General features: G+C 62.4%; 11 protein-coding genes, 3 rRNA genes and 1 pseudogene. 2 read left to right on the top strand and 13 right to left on the bottom strand.

Features of this window, described 5'->3' with window-relative positions; translation table 11 throughout:
- Positions 1-35 precede the first annotated feature (35 nt).
- Both nadC and nadA read right to left on the bottom strand, forming a co-directional pair.
- Positions 36-917 carry a carboxylating nicotinate-nucleotide diphosphorylase gene (gene nadC, locus SROT_RS03590; protein WP_013137648.1) on the bottom strand — a complete coding sequence of 294 codons (882 nt, stop codon included), beginning with the start codon at positions 915-917 and terminating at the stop codon, positions 36-38.
- The gene (nadA, locus tag SROT_RS03585; RefSeq protein ID WP_013137647.1) at positions 914-1,987 is read right to left on the bottom strand and encodes a quinolinate synthase NadA; all 1,074 of its coding nucleotides are present in this window, start codon (positions 1,985-1,987) and stop codon (positions 914-916) included. The genes nadC and nadA overlap by 4 nt, the downstream gene beginning before the upstream one ends.
- Before the next feature lie 139 nt (positions 1,988-2,126).
- On the opposite strand from nadA, the pseudogene SROT_RS03580 reads away from it, so the two are divergent.
- Positions 2,127-2,753, top strand: a pseudogene (locus SROT_RS03580) (NUDIX hydrolase); the annotation flags it as partial.
- A gap of 506 nt (positions 2,754-3,259) precedes the next feature.
- Here the strand turns inward: SROT_RS03580 and bsaP are convergent.
- From bsaP to SROT_RS03560, 4 genes are read right to left on the bottom strand one after another with little or no spacing between them, the layout of a single operon-like run.
- Entirely contained in the window at positions 3,260-3,535 is a 276-nt protein-coding gene (bsaP, locus tag SROT_RS03575; protein ID WP_041407623.1) for a biotin synthase auxiliary protein BsaP, read from the bottom strand.
- Between the two features lie 47 nt (positions 3,536-3,582).
- A complete protein-coding gene (gene bioB / locus SROT_RS03570; protein ID WP_013137644.1) occupies positions 3,583-4,608 on the bottom strand; it encodes a biotin synthase BioB in 1,026 nt (341 codons plus the stop codon).
- Positions 4,605-5,342 (bottom strand): dethiobiotin synthase, encoded by a 738-nt coding sequence (bioD, locus tag SROT_RS03565; protein WP_013137643.1) that lies wholly within the window; start codon positions 5,340-5,342, stop codon positions 4,605-4,607. Before bioD ends, bioB begins: the two co-directional genes overlap by 4 nt.
- The gene (locus SROT_RS03560; protein WP_013137642.1) at positions 5,330-6,481 is read right to left on the bottom strand and encodes an 8-amino-7-oxononanoate synthase; all 1,152 of its coding nucleotides are present in this window, start codon (positions 6,479-6,481) and stop codon (positions 5,330-5,332) included. Before SROT_RS03560 ends, bioD begins: the two co-directional genes overlap by 13 nt.
- A 66-nt stretch (positions 6,482-6,547) precedes the next feature.
- On the opposite strand from SROT_RS03560, the gene SROT_RS03555 reads away from it, so the two are divergent.
- The gene (locus SROT_RS03555; protein ID WP_013137641.1) at positions 6,548-7,174 is read left to right on the top strand and encodes a pyridoxamine 5'-phosphate oxidase family protein; all 627 of its coding nucleotides are present in this window, start codon (positions 6,548-6,550) and stop codon (positions 7,172-7,174) included.
- Between the two features lie 63 nt (positions 7,175-7,237).
- Here the strand turns inward: SROT_RS03555 and rrf are convergent.
- From rrf to SROT_RS03520, 7 genes are all read right to left on the bottom strand, one after another.
- Positions 7,238-7,354 (bottom strand): 5S ribosomal RNA (gene rrf / locus SROT_RS03550).
- A gap of 92 nt (positions 7,355-7,446) precedes the next feature.
- Positions 7,447-10,521 (bottom strand): 23S ribosomal RNA (locus SROT_RS03545).
- 374 nt (positions 10,522-10,895) lie between these two features.
- Positions 10,896-12,411: ribosomal RNA gene (locus tag SROT_RS03540) — 16S ribosomal RNA — on the bottom strand.
- Together the 16S, 23S and 5S rRNA genes form the textbook arrangement of a ribosomal RNA operon.
- A 491-nt stretch (positions 12,412-12,902) precedes the next feature.
- Complete coding sequence (gene murA / locus SROT_RS03535; protein ID WP_013137640.1) at positions 12,903-14,174, bottom strand: UDP-N-acetylglucosamine 1-carboxyvinyltransferase; 1,272 nt, start codon at positions 14,172-14,174, stop codon at positions 12,903-12,905.
- A 38-nt stretch (positions 14,175-14,212) separates the two neighbouring features.
- A complete protein-coding gene (locus SROT_RS03530) occupies positions 14,213-14,584 on the bottom strand; it encodes a F0F1 ATP synthase subunit epsilon (protein WP_013137639.1) in 372 nt (123 codons plus the stop codon).
- 6 nt (positions 14,585-14,590) lie between these two features.
- A complete protein-coding gene (gene atpD / locus SROT_RS03525) occupies positions 14,591-16,039 on the bottom strand; it encodes a F0F1 ATP synthase subunit beta (protein WP_013137638.1) in 1,449 nt (482 codons plus the stop codon).
- A gap of 6 nt (positions 16,040-16,045) precedes the next feature.
- Complete coding sequence (locus SROT_RS03520; RefSeq protein ID WP_013137637.1) at positions 16,046-17,035, bottom strand: F0F1 ATP synthase subunit gamma; 990 nt, start codon at positions 17,033-17,035, stop codon at positions 16,046-16,048.
- Positions 17,036-17,038 lie beyond the last annotated feature (3 nt).

Raw genomic sequence — 17,038 nt, 5'->3', positions numbered from 1 at the left:
CGGCAGGACGAGTCTGGGCGCGCGGACCGGGGCGGTCAGGGCCCCTGCTCGCTGAGGTCCAAACCGAGGTCCAACGCCTTGGCCGAGTGGGTGAGCGCCCCGACGGCGAGAAAATCCACTCCGGTCTCGGCGTAGGCGCGCGCTGTTGCGAGCGTGAGCCCGCCGGAGGATTCCAGCAGCGTCGTCGGGGAGCGCGCGTCGCGCAGCGCCACGGCTTTTCTCGTGGTTTCCACGTCGAAATTGTCGAGGAGGACGAGTTCTGCCCCTTCGTCGAGGATCTCTGCGAGCTGGGCGAGTGTGTCGACTTCGACTTCGACCGCGAGCTGGGGGAAGCGGGCCCGCACCCGGCGCAGCGCTTCGCTCGCCGAACCTGCCGCCGCGACATGGTTGTCTTTGACGAGCGCTGCGTCGCCGAGGCCCATGCGATGGTTCGCCCCGCCGCCGCAGAGGACAGCATGTTTCTGTAAAAGACGCAGACCGGGCAATGTCTTGCGGGTGTCGCGCACTGCCGCGCGCGTGCCCGTGAGCTGATCGGCCCACTGCGCGGTGGCGGTGGCGACGCCCGACAAGTGGCAGAGGAAATTCAAGAGCGTCCGCTCGGCGGTCAGGATGCCTTGCAACGGCGCGGTCACCGACAGCGCCGAGTCGCCCGGCGCGATCCGGTCGCCGTCCGCTTTGCCGACGCGCAGCGTGTGCCCCTGCGGCCCGAGCACCTCGTCCAACACGAGGACCGCGACCTGCGCCCCGGCGAGCACACCAGGTTCGCGTGCCACGACCTCAGCTGTTCCGACGCGCGATGGGTCCACGGTCGCGAGCGTCGTCGCGTCGGGGCCATAGGCGAGGTCTTCGGCGAGCGCGGCGCGCACTGCGGCCACAGCGGCCTCGCGCTGGGCCTGGTTCAGTTGCAGGCCCATCATTCGCCCGAGCCGGGGTTGCCGATCTCGATCATCCGGCTCACGCTCGCCCGAGCCCGGTCCGCTATGTCGGGCTCGACGAACACCTCGTCAAGCCCGTCTGCGAGGCAGCGGATCAGCGCGGCGGCGTTGATCCGCTTCATGTACTGGCAGCTGGCTCGGTCGTTCACCGGCTGGAAGTCCACCTCTGGGGCGGCGTTGCGCAGCTGGTGCAGCATGCCGACCTCGGTCGCCACGAGCACGGACCGCGAGAGCGTGGCGCGGGCCGCCCCCAATTCCCGAGCAGCGTCCAGCATGCCGCCCGTGGAGAGGATCTTGACCCGCTCCTTGGGCACCGCCCCCTCGCCCGCCAAGTACAACGCCGAGGTGGCGCAGCCGCATTCGGGGTGCACGAACAGCTCGGCGTGCGGGTTGCGCCGCGCTTGGGCGGCGAGTTCCTCGCCGTTGATCCCCGCGTGGACATGGCACTCCCCTGCCCACACATGGAGATTCTGTCGCCCAGTCTCCCGGCGCACATGCGCGCCGAGGAATTGGTCGGGCAGGAAGAGGACCGTCCGGTCGGCGGGGATGGAAGCCACCACTTCGACCGCGTTGGAAGAAGTGCAGCAGATGTCGGTGAGCGCCTTGACCTGCGCTGTGGTGTTCACGTAGGAGACCACCACAGCGTCAGGGTGCTCCTCGCGCCACGCCCGCAGCTCGTCCGCGGTGATCGAGTCGGCCAGCGAACAGCCGGCGCGCTCGTCGGGAAGGAGCACGGCCTTGTCCGGGCTGAGGATCTTCGCGGTTTCCGCCATGAAGTGCACGCCGCAGAACACGATGGTCTCCTCGGGGGCTGAGGCCGCGATCCTGGAGAGCGCGAGGGAGTCTCCGACATGGTCGGCGATGTCTTGAATCTCCGGAAGCTGGTAGTTGTGCGCGAGCAGGGTCGCGCCCCGGAGCGCGAGGAGGCGACGCACTTCCTCGGCCCAATGCTCGTCTGGCGCGACGCCGCAATAGCCGTCGGGGCCGTCCGCAACCGCCGCTCGGAGCGGAGAGTCGAGCCGTTCGAGGCGGGGGCTGAGCGTTGTGGCCATGCGTGCTCCTTCTCGCTTCGCGTCCATGTCCCGTCTCGGCGGAGGATCGCGGCGCTGTTGTCGGGCTCCCCACTTTTCGACCTATAATCGAAAAGTGCAGAGCTACTATCATAGCACCCGGCACGAGGTCCTCGTCACAGTGCTACAACACCGTTATCAGCAGATGCATGTGCTGCTCTGGGAAAGAGGACTCGCCCCCGAAGCCGGGAAATGGTCCCTGCCAGGGGGGACGCTCGGCTGCCAGGAGGACGTCGAGACAAGCGCCCGCCGCCAGCTCGCGGAAAAAGTCGACGTCCAAGAAATCGCGCACCTCGAACAACTCAGCGTGTTCTCCGACCCGGCGCGCATGCCAACAGAGCGAGTCGTCGCGACCACGTTCCTCGGCCTGGTGCCCACCACTGCCGACCCCGCGCTGCCCCCGGACACCGCCTGGTTCCCCGCCGCCGCCCTGCCAGAGCTCAGCTTCGACCACAAGCACATCGTGGCAGCGGCGCTGTCCAGGCTCGCGGCGAAACTCTCGTACACGAATATCGCGTTCGCGCTCGCCCCGACAGAATTCGCGCTCTCCACACTGCGCGACATCTACAGCGCCGCGTTAGAGCGTCCTGTGGACGCCACCAACCTCGCTCGCGTGCTCGGGCGCCGCGGCGTGCTCGTGCCGACTGGCCGCTGTGTCAAGTCCGGCGGGCGCCCAGCCACGGTGTACCGGTTCGCCGAACGCGAATTGCGAGTCACCGACGAGTTCGCGGTCTTGCGGCCGCCGGCGCTCAAGCCCCGAGCGGGAGCCGAGCGTCGGCGTGGCGGAAGCGGCGAGGAAGAGCACGACAGCGGCGCCGAGGAGGCACGCGGTGACCGCGACATGGATCTCGGACCCGGAGAGGCGGACCGCCGCCTGTCCGACTGATCCTGGGCCTTGCCCAGGCCCCGGATACACGAGGGACCGCGCTGCGCCGCCGACCGGGGCGGCGAGGAGCGCGCCCACGAATGCGCCCGCAAGAACCGTCCCGATCAATGCGACCCCGCGCACCGGCCTGCTGATGAGCCAGACGAGAAAGGCCGCGGCGGCCCCGACGACGAACTCCACACCGACCAGAAGCGCGAACGACTCGAACACGTGGCGCACTTCGCCAGGCTGCGACGGCACAACGGCTCCGCCGCGCAGACGCTTGGGCCCGACGGTCGGCCCGGCCACCGCCCAAAACAATCCCCCGGCGACAACAAGAACGGCCTGGACGCCGAACGCCCGGCCGAAAAGCCACACGTTCTTCGCGTTCACGAGTTCGCCTCATGCAGCTTCTGCCGCAGCGCGGCGCGCTCCCATGCTTCTGAGTCAGTCGTCCCGTGCCGAGAGCACGTCGCGGACCAGCCGCGCGGATGCACTTGCACGACCATACGCCGCCCGCACTGACCGCAGAACCTCGGCGGCTCCCCCCCGGCGCGGGCGTTGGGCGAGAGCGCGGGAGCTTCTGCGTCGTCGAAACGAGCCCCGGTGTAAATGTTGTACAGCCTCGGCTCGTCGACAGGGCCCGGCTTGGCGTCCGCGCCCATGTCGCTCGCCGGGCCTGCCTGGTCGCCCTCCTCCTGCCTCGTCACGCTCATATCGTCTGATTGAGAGCCTTGATCGGCATCTTCAAGTTCGCGAGCATGTCCAAATCGTCGTCCACCGGACGACCGAGGTTCGTCAAATAGTTTCCGACGATGATGGCGTTGATCCCGCCGAGCATGCCCTGCTCGGCTCCGAGGTCGCCGAGCGTGAGCTCACGACCGCCGGCGAAGCGCAGGATCGTCCTCGGCAGCGCGAGCCGGAACGCCGCGACCGACTTCAACGCCTCCTCCGCGGGGACCACGGGCAGATCGGCGAACGGCGTGCCCGGCTGCGGGATCAAGAAGTTGAGCGGCACCTCGTCCGGTTCGAGCTCCGCGAGCTGGGCCGCGAACTCGGCGCGCTGCGCGAGGCTCTCGCCCATGCCCAGAAGTCCGCCGCAGCACACCTCCATCCCCGCCTCGCGCACCATGGTCAACGTGCTCCAGCGCTCTTCCCACGTATGCGTGGTGACGACCTTGTCGAAGTAGGAGCGCGCGGTCTCGAGGTTGTGGTTGTAACGATGCACGCCCATGTCGGCGAGCTCGTCCACTTGCTCCTGGGTGAGCATGCCGAGCGAACAGGCGACGTTGATGTCCACCTCGGCGCGAATGGCGGCGATGCCTGCGCGGACCTGCGACATGAGCCGCTTGTCCGGCCCGCGCACCGCCGCGACGATGCAGAATTCGGTCGCGCCGGATTTGGCGGTGGACTTCGCCGCTTCGACCAGGGAAGGGATGTTCAGCCAAGCGGAACGCACCGGGGAGGCGAACAAACCAGACTGCGAACAGAAATGGCAGTCCTCCGGGCAGCCGCCGGTCTTGAGGCTGATGATGCTCTCCACCTCGACCTCCGGACCGCACCAGCGCATCCGCACCTCATGGGCGAGCTGCAGCAACTCGCCCATGCGTTCCTCGGGGAATTCCAATGCTTCAAGCACCTGGGACTCGTGCAAGCCCACGCCCTGCTCCAAGACCTGCTCGCGCCATCCTGCGAGCAGCGCGTCCGGGTTGGTGGGTCGTGCTGGTGCCTGGGTCATTGTGTGCGCTCCTTCAGCCCCCCGCGATTTTTCTGTTCTTCAGCGGAACCAGTTTGCCATAGCTTGTGCAGCCCTGAGCCGAGGAACCACCCAGGAGCCTGGGATTGGAACATATCTGGCCGAAGCGCGGCCGCTTGAGCAGGGATCTTTCCAAGTGTCTTCGCGCCGGTGTGCTCGAAGAACGCGTCAAGATTCGTGACATGCGCGAGCTGCGGCTCATGCGGCCAGCTGCCGACGACGAGGCCCGCGACCTCGACCCCGGCGGCGCGAATGGCGTTCACGGTGAGCTCGGCATGGTTGAGCGCGCCGAGTTCGGCGCTGGTCACCACGATCATTGGCGCACGCACAAGCGCTGCGAGGTCGAGCACGGTCGCGTTCTGCGAGCCGATGCGCACCAACACGCCGCCAGCGCCTTCCACGACGACAAATCTGCTCCGCGCGAGCTGTTCGACTTTGTCGGCGAGCTCTTGGCAAGACCAAAGCCGACGACCGCAGCGGCGCGCGGCGACAACTGGCGACAGCGGATCGGCATAACGGACAAACTCGACCGCCTCCGCGCCGCAGAGGCGGGCCGCCTCATCGGCGTCGCCCGGCTCGCCGTCGCGCAGCCCGGTCTGCACCGGTTTGCAGAGGAGCACGTTTTGGCCCGCCTTCGCCGCCACAGCGGCCAAGGCGGCCGAGGCAACCGTCTTGCCCACATCAGTGGACGTTCCTGTGACGACTACGACAGGCACGCGCGCCTCGATTCCGAGAACACCGAAACGGCACGGCAGACGTCCGCCGAACTATGCGTCGCTTTGACCGCGAAACGGATTCGGCTCGTGCCTTCCGGCACCGAGGGCGGACGGAAGCACCCGACGAGCACGCCCTCTTCCCGGCAGGCCGCCGCGACGGCGACAGCGACGTTCGGATCGCCGAGGACAGTCGAGAGGACGCTCGACTGCGCACGCTCGGCAAGGCCGAGGCGTTCGGCGAGCTCCTGAGCGCGCTCGAGCACCATTGCGGGCAGCGCGGGTTCGGCGGTCAGAACGCCGAGCGCGGCAGCAGCAGCGCCGACGCACGGCGGAGCCAGGGCGGTGTCGAAAATAAAACTGCGCGCGCTGTTGAGCAAATGCTCCCGAACCGCGCCGCTCGCGAGGACAGCGCCGCCTTGGCCGCCCAGCGCCTTCGACAGAGTTGCGGTGAGCACCACGTCCGGCTGCCCCGCGACGCCCTGCGCGTAGGCGTGCCCACGTCCTCCTGGGCCGACCACCCCGAGCGCGTGCGCCTCGTCCGCGATCAGCACCGCGCCGAACTCCTGGCATAGTTTGTGCAACTCGACGAGCGGCGCAAGACTCCCGTCGACGCTGGACACGGAGTCCACGACCACCAAGGCGCGAGGCTCGGCACGGGCGGCGAGCGCGTCGCGCACCGACTCGACCGAGCCTGAGGGAGTGACCACGACACGGGAGCGCGAAAGCCTGCCCGCGTCGATCAGAGAAGCATGCACGCCCGCGTCCGAAACAATGACCGCGTCACTGCCGCCCAGCGCGGAGACTGCGGCAAGGTTCGCGAGATATCCGCTGGAGAACACAAGCGCCGCCTCCGTCCCGAAAAATGCCGCGAGCTGCCGCTCAAACGACTCGTGCAGCTCTGTGGTCCCAGCGACCAGGCGAGAAGCGGTCGACCCCGCGCCGTGCTCTTTGAGCGCCATCGCCGCGCCTTCGAGCACACGCGGGTCTTGGGAGAGGCCAAGATAATCGTTGGACGCGAAATCGAGGAGACTCGCGCACACCCGTTTGGGGGTCATGATGCGGCGCAGTCCCAACTGCTCACGGCGGCGGGCTGCCCCTTCGAGCCAGTCTTGGAACGAGGTGCGCGCAATTTCCGGCATGCGCCTCAGTGTATGCCGAGAAGAAATCCCTTGAACTTCAGACGCATGTGGAGGCACAATGGCGCGATGGGCAAGGTGTACGAGCAAATCGACAGCAAGCTCGCCGCGTGGCTTCTCGCGCAACCAGTTTTCTTCGTCGGCACTGCCCCGCTCGCCGCAGACGGCATCGTGAACGTGTCGCCGAAAGGCATGTGCGGTTGTTTCGCCGTGCTCGATAAGCGCAAGGTGGCCTATCTCGATTACACCGGGTCCGGCGCTGAGACCATCGCCCATCTTCGGGAGAACGGTCGTATCGTCATCATGTTCTGCGCCTTTGACGGGAAACCGATCATCGTGCGCCTGCACGGCACAGGACGGCATGTCACTGTGGACGACGCCGAGTTCCACACGCTCCGACCCCATTTCCCAAAATCCGAAACAGCGGGGCAACGCGCGATCATCGTCGTGGACGTGGCGCGAATCTCGGACTCGTGCGGTTGGTCGGTTCCGCTTATGGACTATCGCTCTGATCGCGACATTCTGGACAAGGCAGGCGCTCGCAAGGAGGCCGATGGCATGACACGAGAGTACTGGGCGACGCGCAACGCCCACAGTGTCGACGGGCTCCCAGCGTTAGAGCTTCGACGATCTGACTTGTCCAAAGGCGCCGCGCCCCAGCAAACCTCGGGCTTGCGCACACGAACCCACGAATGAGAAAAGAAAAAGGGACCCGCAGAAGCGGGTCCCTTTTTCTTCAGAGATAACTCTGGAAAAATTGTACGGCAATGTCCTACTCTCCCACACGCTCCCGCATGCAGTACCATCGGCGCTGAAGAGCTTAGCTTCCGGGTTCGGAATGGGACCGGGCGTTTCCTCTTCGCTATTGTCACCGTAACTCTATGAGGTTATCTTGGACCGAGCCTCTTCGTCAAAAGAGTCTCAGGCGTGCTGCCTCAGAACCGCACAGTGGACGCAATTATTTTGTGTGTAGTAAGCCCTCGGCCTATTAGTACCGGTCACCTGCACGTATTACTACGCTTCCAGTTCCGGCCTATCAACCCGATGATCTGTCGGGGGCCTTACCCACTCAAGGTGGTGAGAAACCTCATCTTGAAACGAGCTTCCCGCTTAGATGCTTTCAGCGGTTATCCCTTCCGAACGTGGCTAATCAGCGGTGCTCTTGGCAGAACAACTGACACACCAGAGGTTCGTCCGTCCCGGTCCTCTCGTACTAGGGACAGCCTTTCTCAAGTTTCTAACGCGCGCGGCGGATAGAGACCGAACTGTCTCACGACGTTCTAAACCCAGCTCGCGTGCCGCTTTAATGGGCGAACAGCCCAACCCTTGGGAACTACTACGACCCCAGGATGCGACGAGCCGACATCGAGGTGCCAAACCATCCCGTCGATATGGACTCTTGGGGAAGATCAGCCTGTTATCCCCGGGGTACCTTTTATCCGTTGAGCGACACCGCTTCCACTTGCCGGTGCCGGATCACTAGTCCCGACTTTCGTCCCTGCTCGAGCTGTCACTCTCACAGTCAAGCTCCCTTGTGCACTTACACTCAACACCTGATTGCCAACCAGGCTGAGGGAACCTTTGGGCGCCTCCGTTACATTTTGGGAGGCAACCGCCCCAGTTAAACTACCCACCAGGCACTGTTCCTGAACCAGATTCATGGTCCGAGGTTAGATGTTCAATACGATCAGAGTGGTATTTCAACGTTGACTCCACAAGAACTGGCGTCCCTGCTTCACAGTCTCCCACCTATCCTACACAAATCGAACCAAACACCAATACCAAGCTATAGTGAAGGTCCCGGGGTCTATTCGTCCTGCCGCGCGTAACGAGCATCTTTACTCGTAGTGCAATTTCGCCGAGTCCGTGGTTGAGACAGTAGAGAAGTCGTTACGCCATTCGTGCAGGTCGGAACTTACCCGACAAGGAATTTCGCTACCTTAGGATGGTTAGAGTTACCACCGCCGTTTACTGGGGCTTCAATTCTCAGCTTCGCCTTGCGGCTAACCGGTCCTATTAACCTTCCAGCACCGGGCAGGCGTCAGTCCGTATACATCGTCTTACGACTTCGCACGGACCTGTGTTTTTAGTAAACAGTCGCTTCTCCCTGGTCTCTGCGGCCACATTCAGCTCGCCAAGCAAGTTGGGTCACCAAACATGGCCCCCCTTCTCCCGAAGTTACGGGGGTATTTTGCCGAGTTCCTTAACCACGGTTATCTCGATCACCTTGGTATGCTCTACCTGACTACCTGTGTCGGTTTAGGGTACGGGCAACGTGAAACCTCGCTAGAGGCTTTTCTCGGCAGCATAGAATCACGAAATTCGCCTCATCGGCTATGCATCACCTCTCACCCTTGTGTGGTACGGATTTGCCTATACCACGGGCCACGGGCTTACACCAGTACTACCATTCACTGGATCCGCTATCTTCCTGCGTCACCCCATCGCTTGACTACTACCAGTTCAGGTCCTATGCCGCCACGATTGCTCCCGAAGGAACGCACGCTTTGGGATAGTTAGTATCCCTGGATTCATCAGGGGCGGTTTCACGTCGGTACGGGAATATCTACCCGTTGTCCATCGACTACGCCTGTCGGCCTCGCCTTAGGTCCCGACTAACCCTGGGCGGATTAACCTGGCCCAGGAAACCTTAGTCATACGGTGGAAATGTTTCTCACATTTCTTTCGCTACTCATGCCTGCATTCTCACTCGAATAGCCTCCACCACTGGATTACTCCGCAGCTTCAAGGGCTATTCGACGCTCCCCTACCCATCCATACGATGTATGAATGCCGCGACTTCGGCGGTGTGCTTGAGCCCCGCTACATTGTCGGCGCGGAATCACTTGACCAGTGAGCTATTACGCACTCTTTAAAGGGTGGCTGCTTCCAAGCCAACCTCCTGGTTGTCTATGCGAATCCACATCCTTTTCCACTTAGCACACTCTTAGGGGCCTTAGTCGGCGATCTGGGCTGTTTCCCTCTCGACTAACGAACCTTATCGCCCGTAGTCTCACTGCCGCGCTCTCACTTACCGGCATTCGGAGTTTGGCTGATTTCGGTAAGCTTGTGGGCCCCCTAGACCATCCAGTAGCTCTACCTCCGGTAAGAAACACGCGACGCTGCACCTATATGCATTTCGGGGAGAACCAGCTATCACGGAGTTTGATTGGCCTTTCACCCCTACCCACAGGTCATCCCCTCCATTTTCAACTGAAGTGGGTTCGGGCCTCCACGAGGTCTTACCCTCGCTTCACCCTGCCCATGGGTAGATCACTCCGCTTCGGGTCTAGAACATGCGACTCTACGCCCTATTAGGACTCGCTTTCGCTACGGCTGCCCCTCTCCGGGTTAACCTTGCCACATGCCGCTAACTCGCAGGCTCATTCTTCAAAAGGCACGCCATCACCTTGCGGCTCTGACGGATTGTAGGCATACGGTTTCAGGTCTATTTCACTCCCCTCTCGGGGTACTTTTCACCTTTCCCTCACGGTACTTGTCCGCTATCGGTGACCAAGGAGTATTTAGGCTTACCGGGTGGTCCCGGCAGATTCACAGCAGATTTCACGGGCCCGCTGCTACTTGGGTGCCTCACACAACAGACATAGAGTTTTCGTGTACGGGATTCTCACCCTCTGTGATGGAGCGTTCCAACTCTCTTCCACTAACACTATGTTTTCTTACTGTTGGCCATTGAGGTAACAATGACAAGTGAGGTCCCACAACCCCTCGCACGCAACGCTTACCTGCTATCACGCGTACAAGGTTTGGCCTGTTCCGCTTTCGCTCGCCACTACTCGCGGAATCACGGTTGTTTTCTCTTCCTGTGGGTACTGAGATGTTTCACTTCCCCACGTTTCCTCCCTCCGCCCTATATATTCAGGCGGCGGTGACCATGAGTTTCGTCATGGCCGGGTTTCCCCATTCGGAAATCCTCGAATCTCGGCTTGATTGACAGCTCCTCGAGGCTTATCGCAGTCTTCTACGTCCTTCATCGGCTCTTGGTCCCAAGGCATCCACCGTATGCCCTTGCATACTTACTACAAAATTGCTTTGCAAATACAAGATGCTCGCGTCCACTGTGCAGTTCTCAAACAACACGCCACACGATCGCTGACGGGATTTGGCTCCCTCGGCCTTCCTAGGAAAGCCGGCGATCTCATGGCCTGAGAGTCGTTCTGTGCTATGAAGCACCGTGCATGTTCTCTCAGGACCCAACAGTGTGTCGATATAGTCGCCAGTCTGAATTCCCATGGTACGAGAGGGTTTTCAAACTATCGGCGACGAAGTCAGCGTTCCATCCATGAGCTTCCGCCCCTTATACATTCGACAAGGGCGCGGTCTCTGCCTTTTTCCCTTGAGACATTGCTGTCTCTAACTGCCTTTGCAGTGGTACTCAAGGAGATGTGCTCCTTAGAAAGGAGGTGATCCAGCCGCACCTTCCGGTACGGCTACCTTGTTTCGACTTAGTCCCAATCGCCAATCCCACCTTCGACGGCTCCCTCCTAAAAGGTTGGGCCACCGGCTTCGGGTGTTACCGACTTTCGTGACTTGACGGGCGGTGTGTACAAGGCCCGGGAACGTATTCACCGCAGCGTTGCTGATCTGCGATTACTAGCGACTCCGACTTCATGGGGTCGAGTTGCAGACCCCAATCCGAACTGAGACGCGCTTTAAGGGATTCGCTCCACCTTGCGATATCGCTGCCCTCTGTACGCGCCATTGTAGCATGTGTGAAGCCCTGGACATAAGGGGCATGATGACTTGACGTCGTCCCCACCTTCCTCCGAGTTGACCCCGGCAGTTTCCTGAGAGTCCCCGCCATTACGCGCTGGCAACACAGGACAAGGGTTGCGCTCGTTGCGGGACTTAACCCAACATCTCACGACACGAGCTGACGACAGCCATGCACCACCTGTGAACCGACCACAAGGGGGGCCGTATCTCTACGGCTTTCCAGTCCATGTCAAACCCAGGTAAGGTTCTTCGCGTTGCATCGAATTAATCCACATGCTCCGCCGCTTGTGCGGGCCCCCGTCAATTTCTTTGAGTTTTAGCCTTGCGGCCGTACTCCCCAGGCGGGGCGCTTAATGCGTTAGCTACGGCACGGATTTCATGGAAGGAAACCCACACCTAGCGCCCACCGTTTACAGCGTGGACTACCAGGGTATCTAATCCTGTTCGCTCCCCACGCTTTCGCTCCTCAGCGTCAGTTACTGCCCAGAGACCCGCCTTCGCCACCGGTGTTCCTCCTGATATCTGCGCATTCCACCGCTACACCAGGAATTCCAGTCTCCCCTGCAGTACTCTAGTCTGCCCGTATCGCCTGCAGACCCGTGGTTGAGCCACGGGCTTTCACAGGCGACGCGACAGTCCGCCTACGAGCTCTTTACGCCCAGTAATTCCGAACAACGCTCGCACCCTACGTATTACCGCGGCTGCTGGCACGTAGTTAGCCGGTGCTTCTTTTGCAGGTACCGTCACTTGCGCTTCGTCCCTGCTGAAAGCGGTTTACAACCCGAAGGCCGTCATCCCGCACGCGGCGTCGCTGCATCAGGCTTTCGCCCATTGTGCAATATTCCCCACTGCTGCCTCCCGTAGGAGTCTGGGCCGTGTCTCAGTCCCAGTGTGGCCGATCACCCTCTCAGGCCGGCTACCCGTCGTCGCCTTGGTAGGCCATTACCCCACCAACTAGCTGATAGGCCGCGGGCTCATCCTGCACCGAAAAACTTTCCAGTCTCCGCCATGCGGTGGAGACTCATATCCGGTATTAGACCCAGTTTCCCAGGCTTATCCCAGAGTGCAGGGCAGATTGCCCACGTGTTACTCACCCGTTCGCCACTCGTGTACCCCGAAGGGCCTTACCGTTCGACTTGCATGTGTTAGGCACGCCGCCAGCGTTCGTCCTGAGCCAGAATCAAACTCTCCGTGAAAGATTTAGCTCGACAGTTGTGCCGTTGATCTAAAAAATTTAGAAAACAGCACGGTCGTCGAAAACTTTTTTCTGTTCTCACAGATCGCTAGCGTGAAACAAATTCACTAGCTATAAAAATTGACGTGAACCCAATCCCGAAGTAAACTTCGAGAATGGCTTGTCACTACGTGGAACGCCTCATAATTGAGGACGAACCACGCGTACCAAATATTTGGCACTGACATTCGTCGACACACTGTTGAGTTCTCAAAGAACACGCGCCGCCCGCTTCAGTTCTCAGTGAGACTGTCGCGAAGGCAACTTGTCCATCTTACACCGTCTGGTTGAGCTTGTCAACCCGCTCTGATCCCTCACGTTTCTGATCTCTTCAGATCATGTTCGCTTAGTTCAGAATCCAGGTCGGCGTCTTCCTGGCCGCTCGGGGCTTTCGCACCGGCCTGATGAATGTACACCGCACGTTTCACAGTGTCAACTCCGCAGGTCAGAAGCTTATTGGCCAGAATCGACCCGTTGCACCTCAGCGCCGAGCCTGTTCAAATTCTCAACGAACAACGGGTATCCGCGATCCACATGATGCACCTCGTGCACTTCGGTCACCCCGTCCGCGACGAGTCCGGCGAGCACCAAACCTGCGGCCGCGCGAATATCGGAGGCCCACACCGGGGCGCTCGACAACCGGGGCACCCCACGCACAACCGCGTGATGGCCGTCCGCGTGCGCGTCCGCGCCGAGCCGGATCATCTCTTCCACGAAACGGAACCTGGCCTCGAAAACATTCTCGGTGATGATGGAGACCCCGTTCGAGACCGCGGCAAGGGCGATCGCGATCGGCTGCAAGTCGGTGGGGAAACCAGGGAACGGCAAGGTGGAGTAGTTCACCCCGCGCGGACGCTCGTCCTGTCGGACCCGGAAGCTGTTCGGCCCCTCAACCACATGTGCGCCGACATCGCGCAATTTTCCGAGCACGACTCGCAAATGCTCGGGGTCCACGCCGTTCACTTGCACATCTCCCCCGGTCAACGCGGCGGCCATGCCCCAAGTGGCCCCGACGATCCGGTCCCCGATCACACTGTGCTCCACCGGGTCGAGCCGTGCAACGCCTTCGACCCGGATGACTGATGTGCCTGCTCCCTCGATCTTCGCGCCCATTTTGCCCAGCATGTCGCAAAGATCGACGATCTCCGGCTCGCGCGCGACGTTCTCGATCACCGTCTGGCCCTTCGCCAGCACAGCGGCCATGAGAATGTTCTCGGTCGCCCCGACAGAAGGGAACTCCAAAAGAATCTCGGCGCCGTGCAGGTCGTCAGCCTCAGCGATCACCTCGCCGTGTTCGATAGCGCAACGCGCTCCGAGTTTGCGCAACCCCGCCTGATGCATGTCGAGCGGGCGAGAGCCGATCGCGTCGCCGCCGGGCAGCGCCACGACGGCTTTTTGACATCGCGCGATCAACGGCCCGAGGACGCACACCGAAGCACGGAACTGCCGAACCGCAGGGAAATCCGCTTGAAATTTCAGCTCGGCGGGCACATCGATCCTGACGACGTCCCCGACGAAGTCGACGAGGCAACCCAATCCGCGCAACACGTCCGCCATGAGCGGGACGTCCAGAATGTCCGGACAGTTGCGGATGGTGGTGACGCCTTCGGCGAGCAGCGCCGCGGCCATGAGCTTCAAGACGCTGTTCTTCGCGCCGCCAACCTGGACCTCGCCCGCAAGGCGAGCTCCTCCGGCGACCCGGAAATATTGATCGTGCTCGCTCACAGCGTCACAGCGTACCTGGCCGCGGATGGCCTACGCCGTCAGACGGCGAGTTCCTTGGCCGACAAACGCGCTTGCGCGCGCAGATAGGCCGGGGTGCCTTCTGGCTCAGCGGCGAGGACGGACTCCTGCGCGGCGATATCGACGTCGTTCGCCCATTGCGCGCCCTCCGCGAGGATCGTGACCAAAGTCGGAGTCACCGAGATGAAGCCGCCGTCCACAGCCGCGACATGCCGTTCGCCCTCGGGATCGACAATAGTCACCGTGAAACCCTCGGCGAGCTGCCCGAACACTGGGATGTGCCCAGGCAGAACGCCGATCTCGCCGACCGTGGTGCGCGCGAGCACTTCCACGGCGGGACCGTTCCAGAACTTCTCCTCGACGGAGATCAGCTCGACAGTGAACTCAGACATCGGCTCCTACTTCTTCGCGAGCTTCTTCGCGGCGGCCTCGACGTCGTCCAACCCGCCGAGGCTGTTGAACGCCTGCTCCGGGTAATGGTCGAACTCGCCCTTGGTGACGCGGTCGAAGGCCTCGATGGTGTCGCGCAACGGCACGACGGAGCCGGGCTGGCCGGTGAACTTCTCAGCGACGATGAAGTTCTGGCCCAGGAATTTCTGGATCCGCCGAGCACGGCCGACGAGGACCTTGTCCTCCTCGGAAAGCTCGTCCATGCCGAGGATGGCAATGATGTCCTGGAGCTCTTTGTACTTCTGCAGGATGCGCTTGACCTCGTTGGCGACTCGGAAGTGCTCGTCGCCGACGATGGAAGCCTCCAAGATTCGGGAAGTGGAGGTCAGCGGGTCCACAGCGGGGTAGATGCCCAACTGGGAAATCGGGCGGGAAAGCTCCGTGGTCGCGTCAAGGTGCGCGAAGGTGGTCGCCGGAGCCGGGTCGGTGTAGTCGTCTGCAGGCACGTAGATAGCCTGCAGCGAGGTGATCGAGCGGCCTCGGGTCGAGGTGATGCGCTCCTGGAGCTGGCCCATTTCGTCCGCGAGGGTCGGCTGGTAGCCCACCGCCGACGGCATACGTCCGAGCAGCGTCGAAACCTCCGAGCCCGCCTGGGTGAACCGGAAAATGTTGTCGATGAAGAGCAGCACGTCCTGGTTCTGCACATCGCGGAAGTACTCGGCCATGGTCAGCGCGGAGAGCGCGACCCGCATACGGGTGCCAGGCGGCTCGTCCATCTGGCCGAAAACGAGGGCGGTGTCCTGAAGAACCCCCATCTCCTCCATCTCAAGCTTGAGGTCGGTGCCCTCACGGGTGCGCTCGCCGACGCCGGCGAACACCGAAGTGCCGGAGAACTCGCGGGCGATACGGGTGATCATCTCCTGGATGAGCACGGTCTTGCCCACGCCCGCGCCGCCGAAGAGGCCGATCTTGCCGCCCTTCACGTACGGGGTGAGCAGGTCGATGACCTTGATGCCGGTCTCAAGAATTTCCGTCTTGCCTTCGAGCTGGTCGAAAGCGGGCGGCTTGCGGTGAATGCCCCACTGCTCGCCGTCGCGCCCGGCGCCCGGCGTGTCGAGACAGTCGCCGAGGGCGTTGAACACATGGCCCTTGACCACGTCGCCGACCGGGACCGAAATGGGCTTGCCGGTGTCAGCCACCGGGACGCCTCGCACCAGGCCGTCCGTCGGCTGCATGGAGATGGTGCGCACGATGTTGTCGCCGAGGTGCTGGGCGACCTCGAGCGTCAGGGTTTTGGCGACAGAAGGGAGCGTCACCTCCGCGTGCAGCGCGTTGAACAGCTCTGGCACCGAGTCCCGAGGGAACTCCACGTCCACGACGGGGCCGATGACGCGCACGACGCGCCCGGCTCCGGTCTTCGCCGATTCGTTCGTGTTGGATTGCAGCGTTGCGGTCACTTCTTCTTAGCCTCTTCCTGCGCTGGCGGACAACGCGCCAGCGCCGCCGACGATTTCACTGATTTCTTGGGTGATCTGTGCCTGGCGGAGCTGGTTCGCCTGGCGGGTCAACGTCTTCGCCAATTCGCTCGCGTTGTCTGTGGCGGCCTTCATCGCGGTGCGGCGGGCGGCGGACTCCGCCGCCGCCGAGTCGAGCAACGCGGCGTACACGCGAGAGCTCAAGTACTTCGGCAGCAAGGAGGCCAGCAGCACGTCCGCCTCCGGCTCGAATTCGTACTCGGTGGTGTCGCCCAGTATGTGAGAAGACACGGCGCCCTCGCCCGCTTTCGCCGAAGGCGAGTTGGCGATCTCGTCCTCGTCCGAGTACTCCACCTCGAGCGGCGCGAGCCGGCGGGCCTTGGGGCGCTGTGTGAGCATCGAGACGAACTGGGTGTACACGATGTGCAGCTCGTCAACGCCTTCGATGGTTGCCGAGCCGTCGGGCGAGGAGACCTCGTTGCCCGAGCCAGCGAGGAACAAATCCACGAGGTACTCGCTCGCGCGAGCGGCGTCGTCGTAATCCGGCTGCTGGGAGAAGCCGGTCCATGAGCCCGCGACTTCGCGGTGGCGGAACCTGTAGTAACCGACGCCCTTCTGGCCGAGCACGAAGACCACGGGGGTCTTGCCCTGCTGGCGCAGCAGCGAGTACAACGCCTCCGCTTCTTTCAAGACGTTGGAGTTGTAACCGCCGCACATGCCACGGTCGCTGGTCACCACAAGGACGCCGGCGCGTTTTGGCTCTGGGCGCTCCGTCAGCAGCGGATGGCTCAACGAAGCCGAACCATTGGCCAACGCGGTGAGGACCTCGGTGATTTTCTCCGCGTACGGGCGGGACGCGGCAACTCGGGCCTGCGCCTTGGTGATACGGGAGGTGGCGATCAGCTCCTGCGCCTTGGTGATCTTCTTCGTCGAGTTGACCGACCTGATGCGCGAGCGGAGCTCACGAATGCTCGGCATGGA

The sequence above is a fragment of the Segniliparus rotundus DSM 44985 genome (genome assembly GCF_000092825.1).
Taxonomy (GTDB): Bacteria; Actinomycetota; Actinomycetes; order Mycobacteriales; family Mycobacteriaceae; genus Segniliparus; species Segniliparus rotundus.
This window is presented reverse-complemented; position numbering and strand designations above follow the sequence as displayed.

Bases quoted from the DNA above. Each gene is read 5' to 3' on its own strand.
- bsaP (WP_041407623.1), bottom strand. From the start codon at position 3,535: ATGGGCGCGGACGCCAAGCCGGGCCCTGTCGACGAGCCGAGGCTGTAC.
- nadA (WP_013137647.1), bottom strand. From the start codon at position 1,987: ATGGCCACAACGCTCAGCCCCCGCCTCGAACGGCTCGACTCTCCGCTC.
- SROT_RS03530 (WP_013137639.1), bottom strand. From the start codon at position 14,584: ATGTCTGAGTTCACTGTCGAGCTGATCTCCGTCGAGGAGAAGTTCTGG.
- nadC (WP_013137648.1), bottom strand. From the start codon at position 917: ATGATGGGCCTGCAACTGAACCAGGCCCAGCGCGAGGCCGCTGTGGCC.
- SROT_RS03560 (WP_013137642.1), bottom strand. From the start codon at position 6,481: ATGCCGGAAATTGCGCGCACCTCGTTCCAAGACTGGCTCGAAGGGGCA.
- SROT_RS03555 (WP_013137641.1), top strand. From the start codon at position 6,548: ATGGGCAAGGTGTACGAGCAAATCGACAGCAAGCTCGCCGCGTGGCTT.
- bioB (WP_013137644.1), bottom strand. From the start codon at position 4,608: ATGACCCAGGCACCAGCACGACCCACCAACCCGGACGCGCTGCTCGCA.
- SROT_RS03520 (WP_013137637.1), bottom strand. From the start codon at position 17,035: ATGCCGAGCATTCGTGAGCTCCGCTCGCGCATCAGGTCGGTCAACTCG.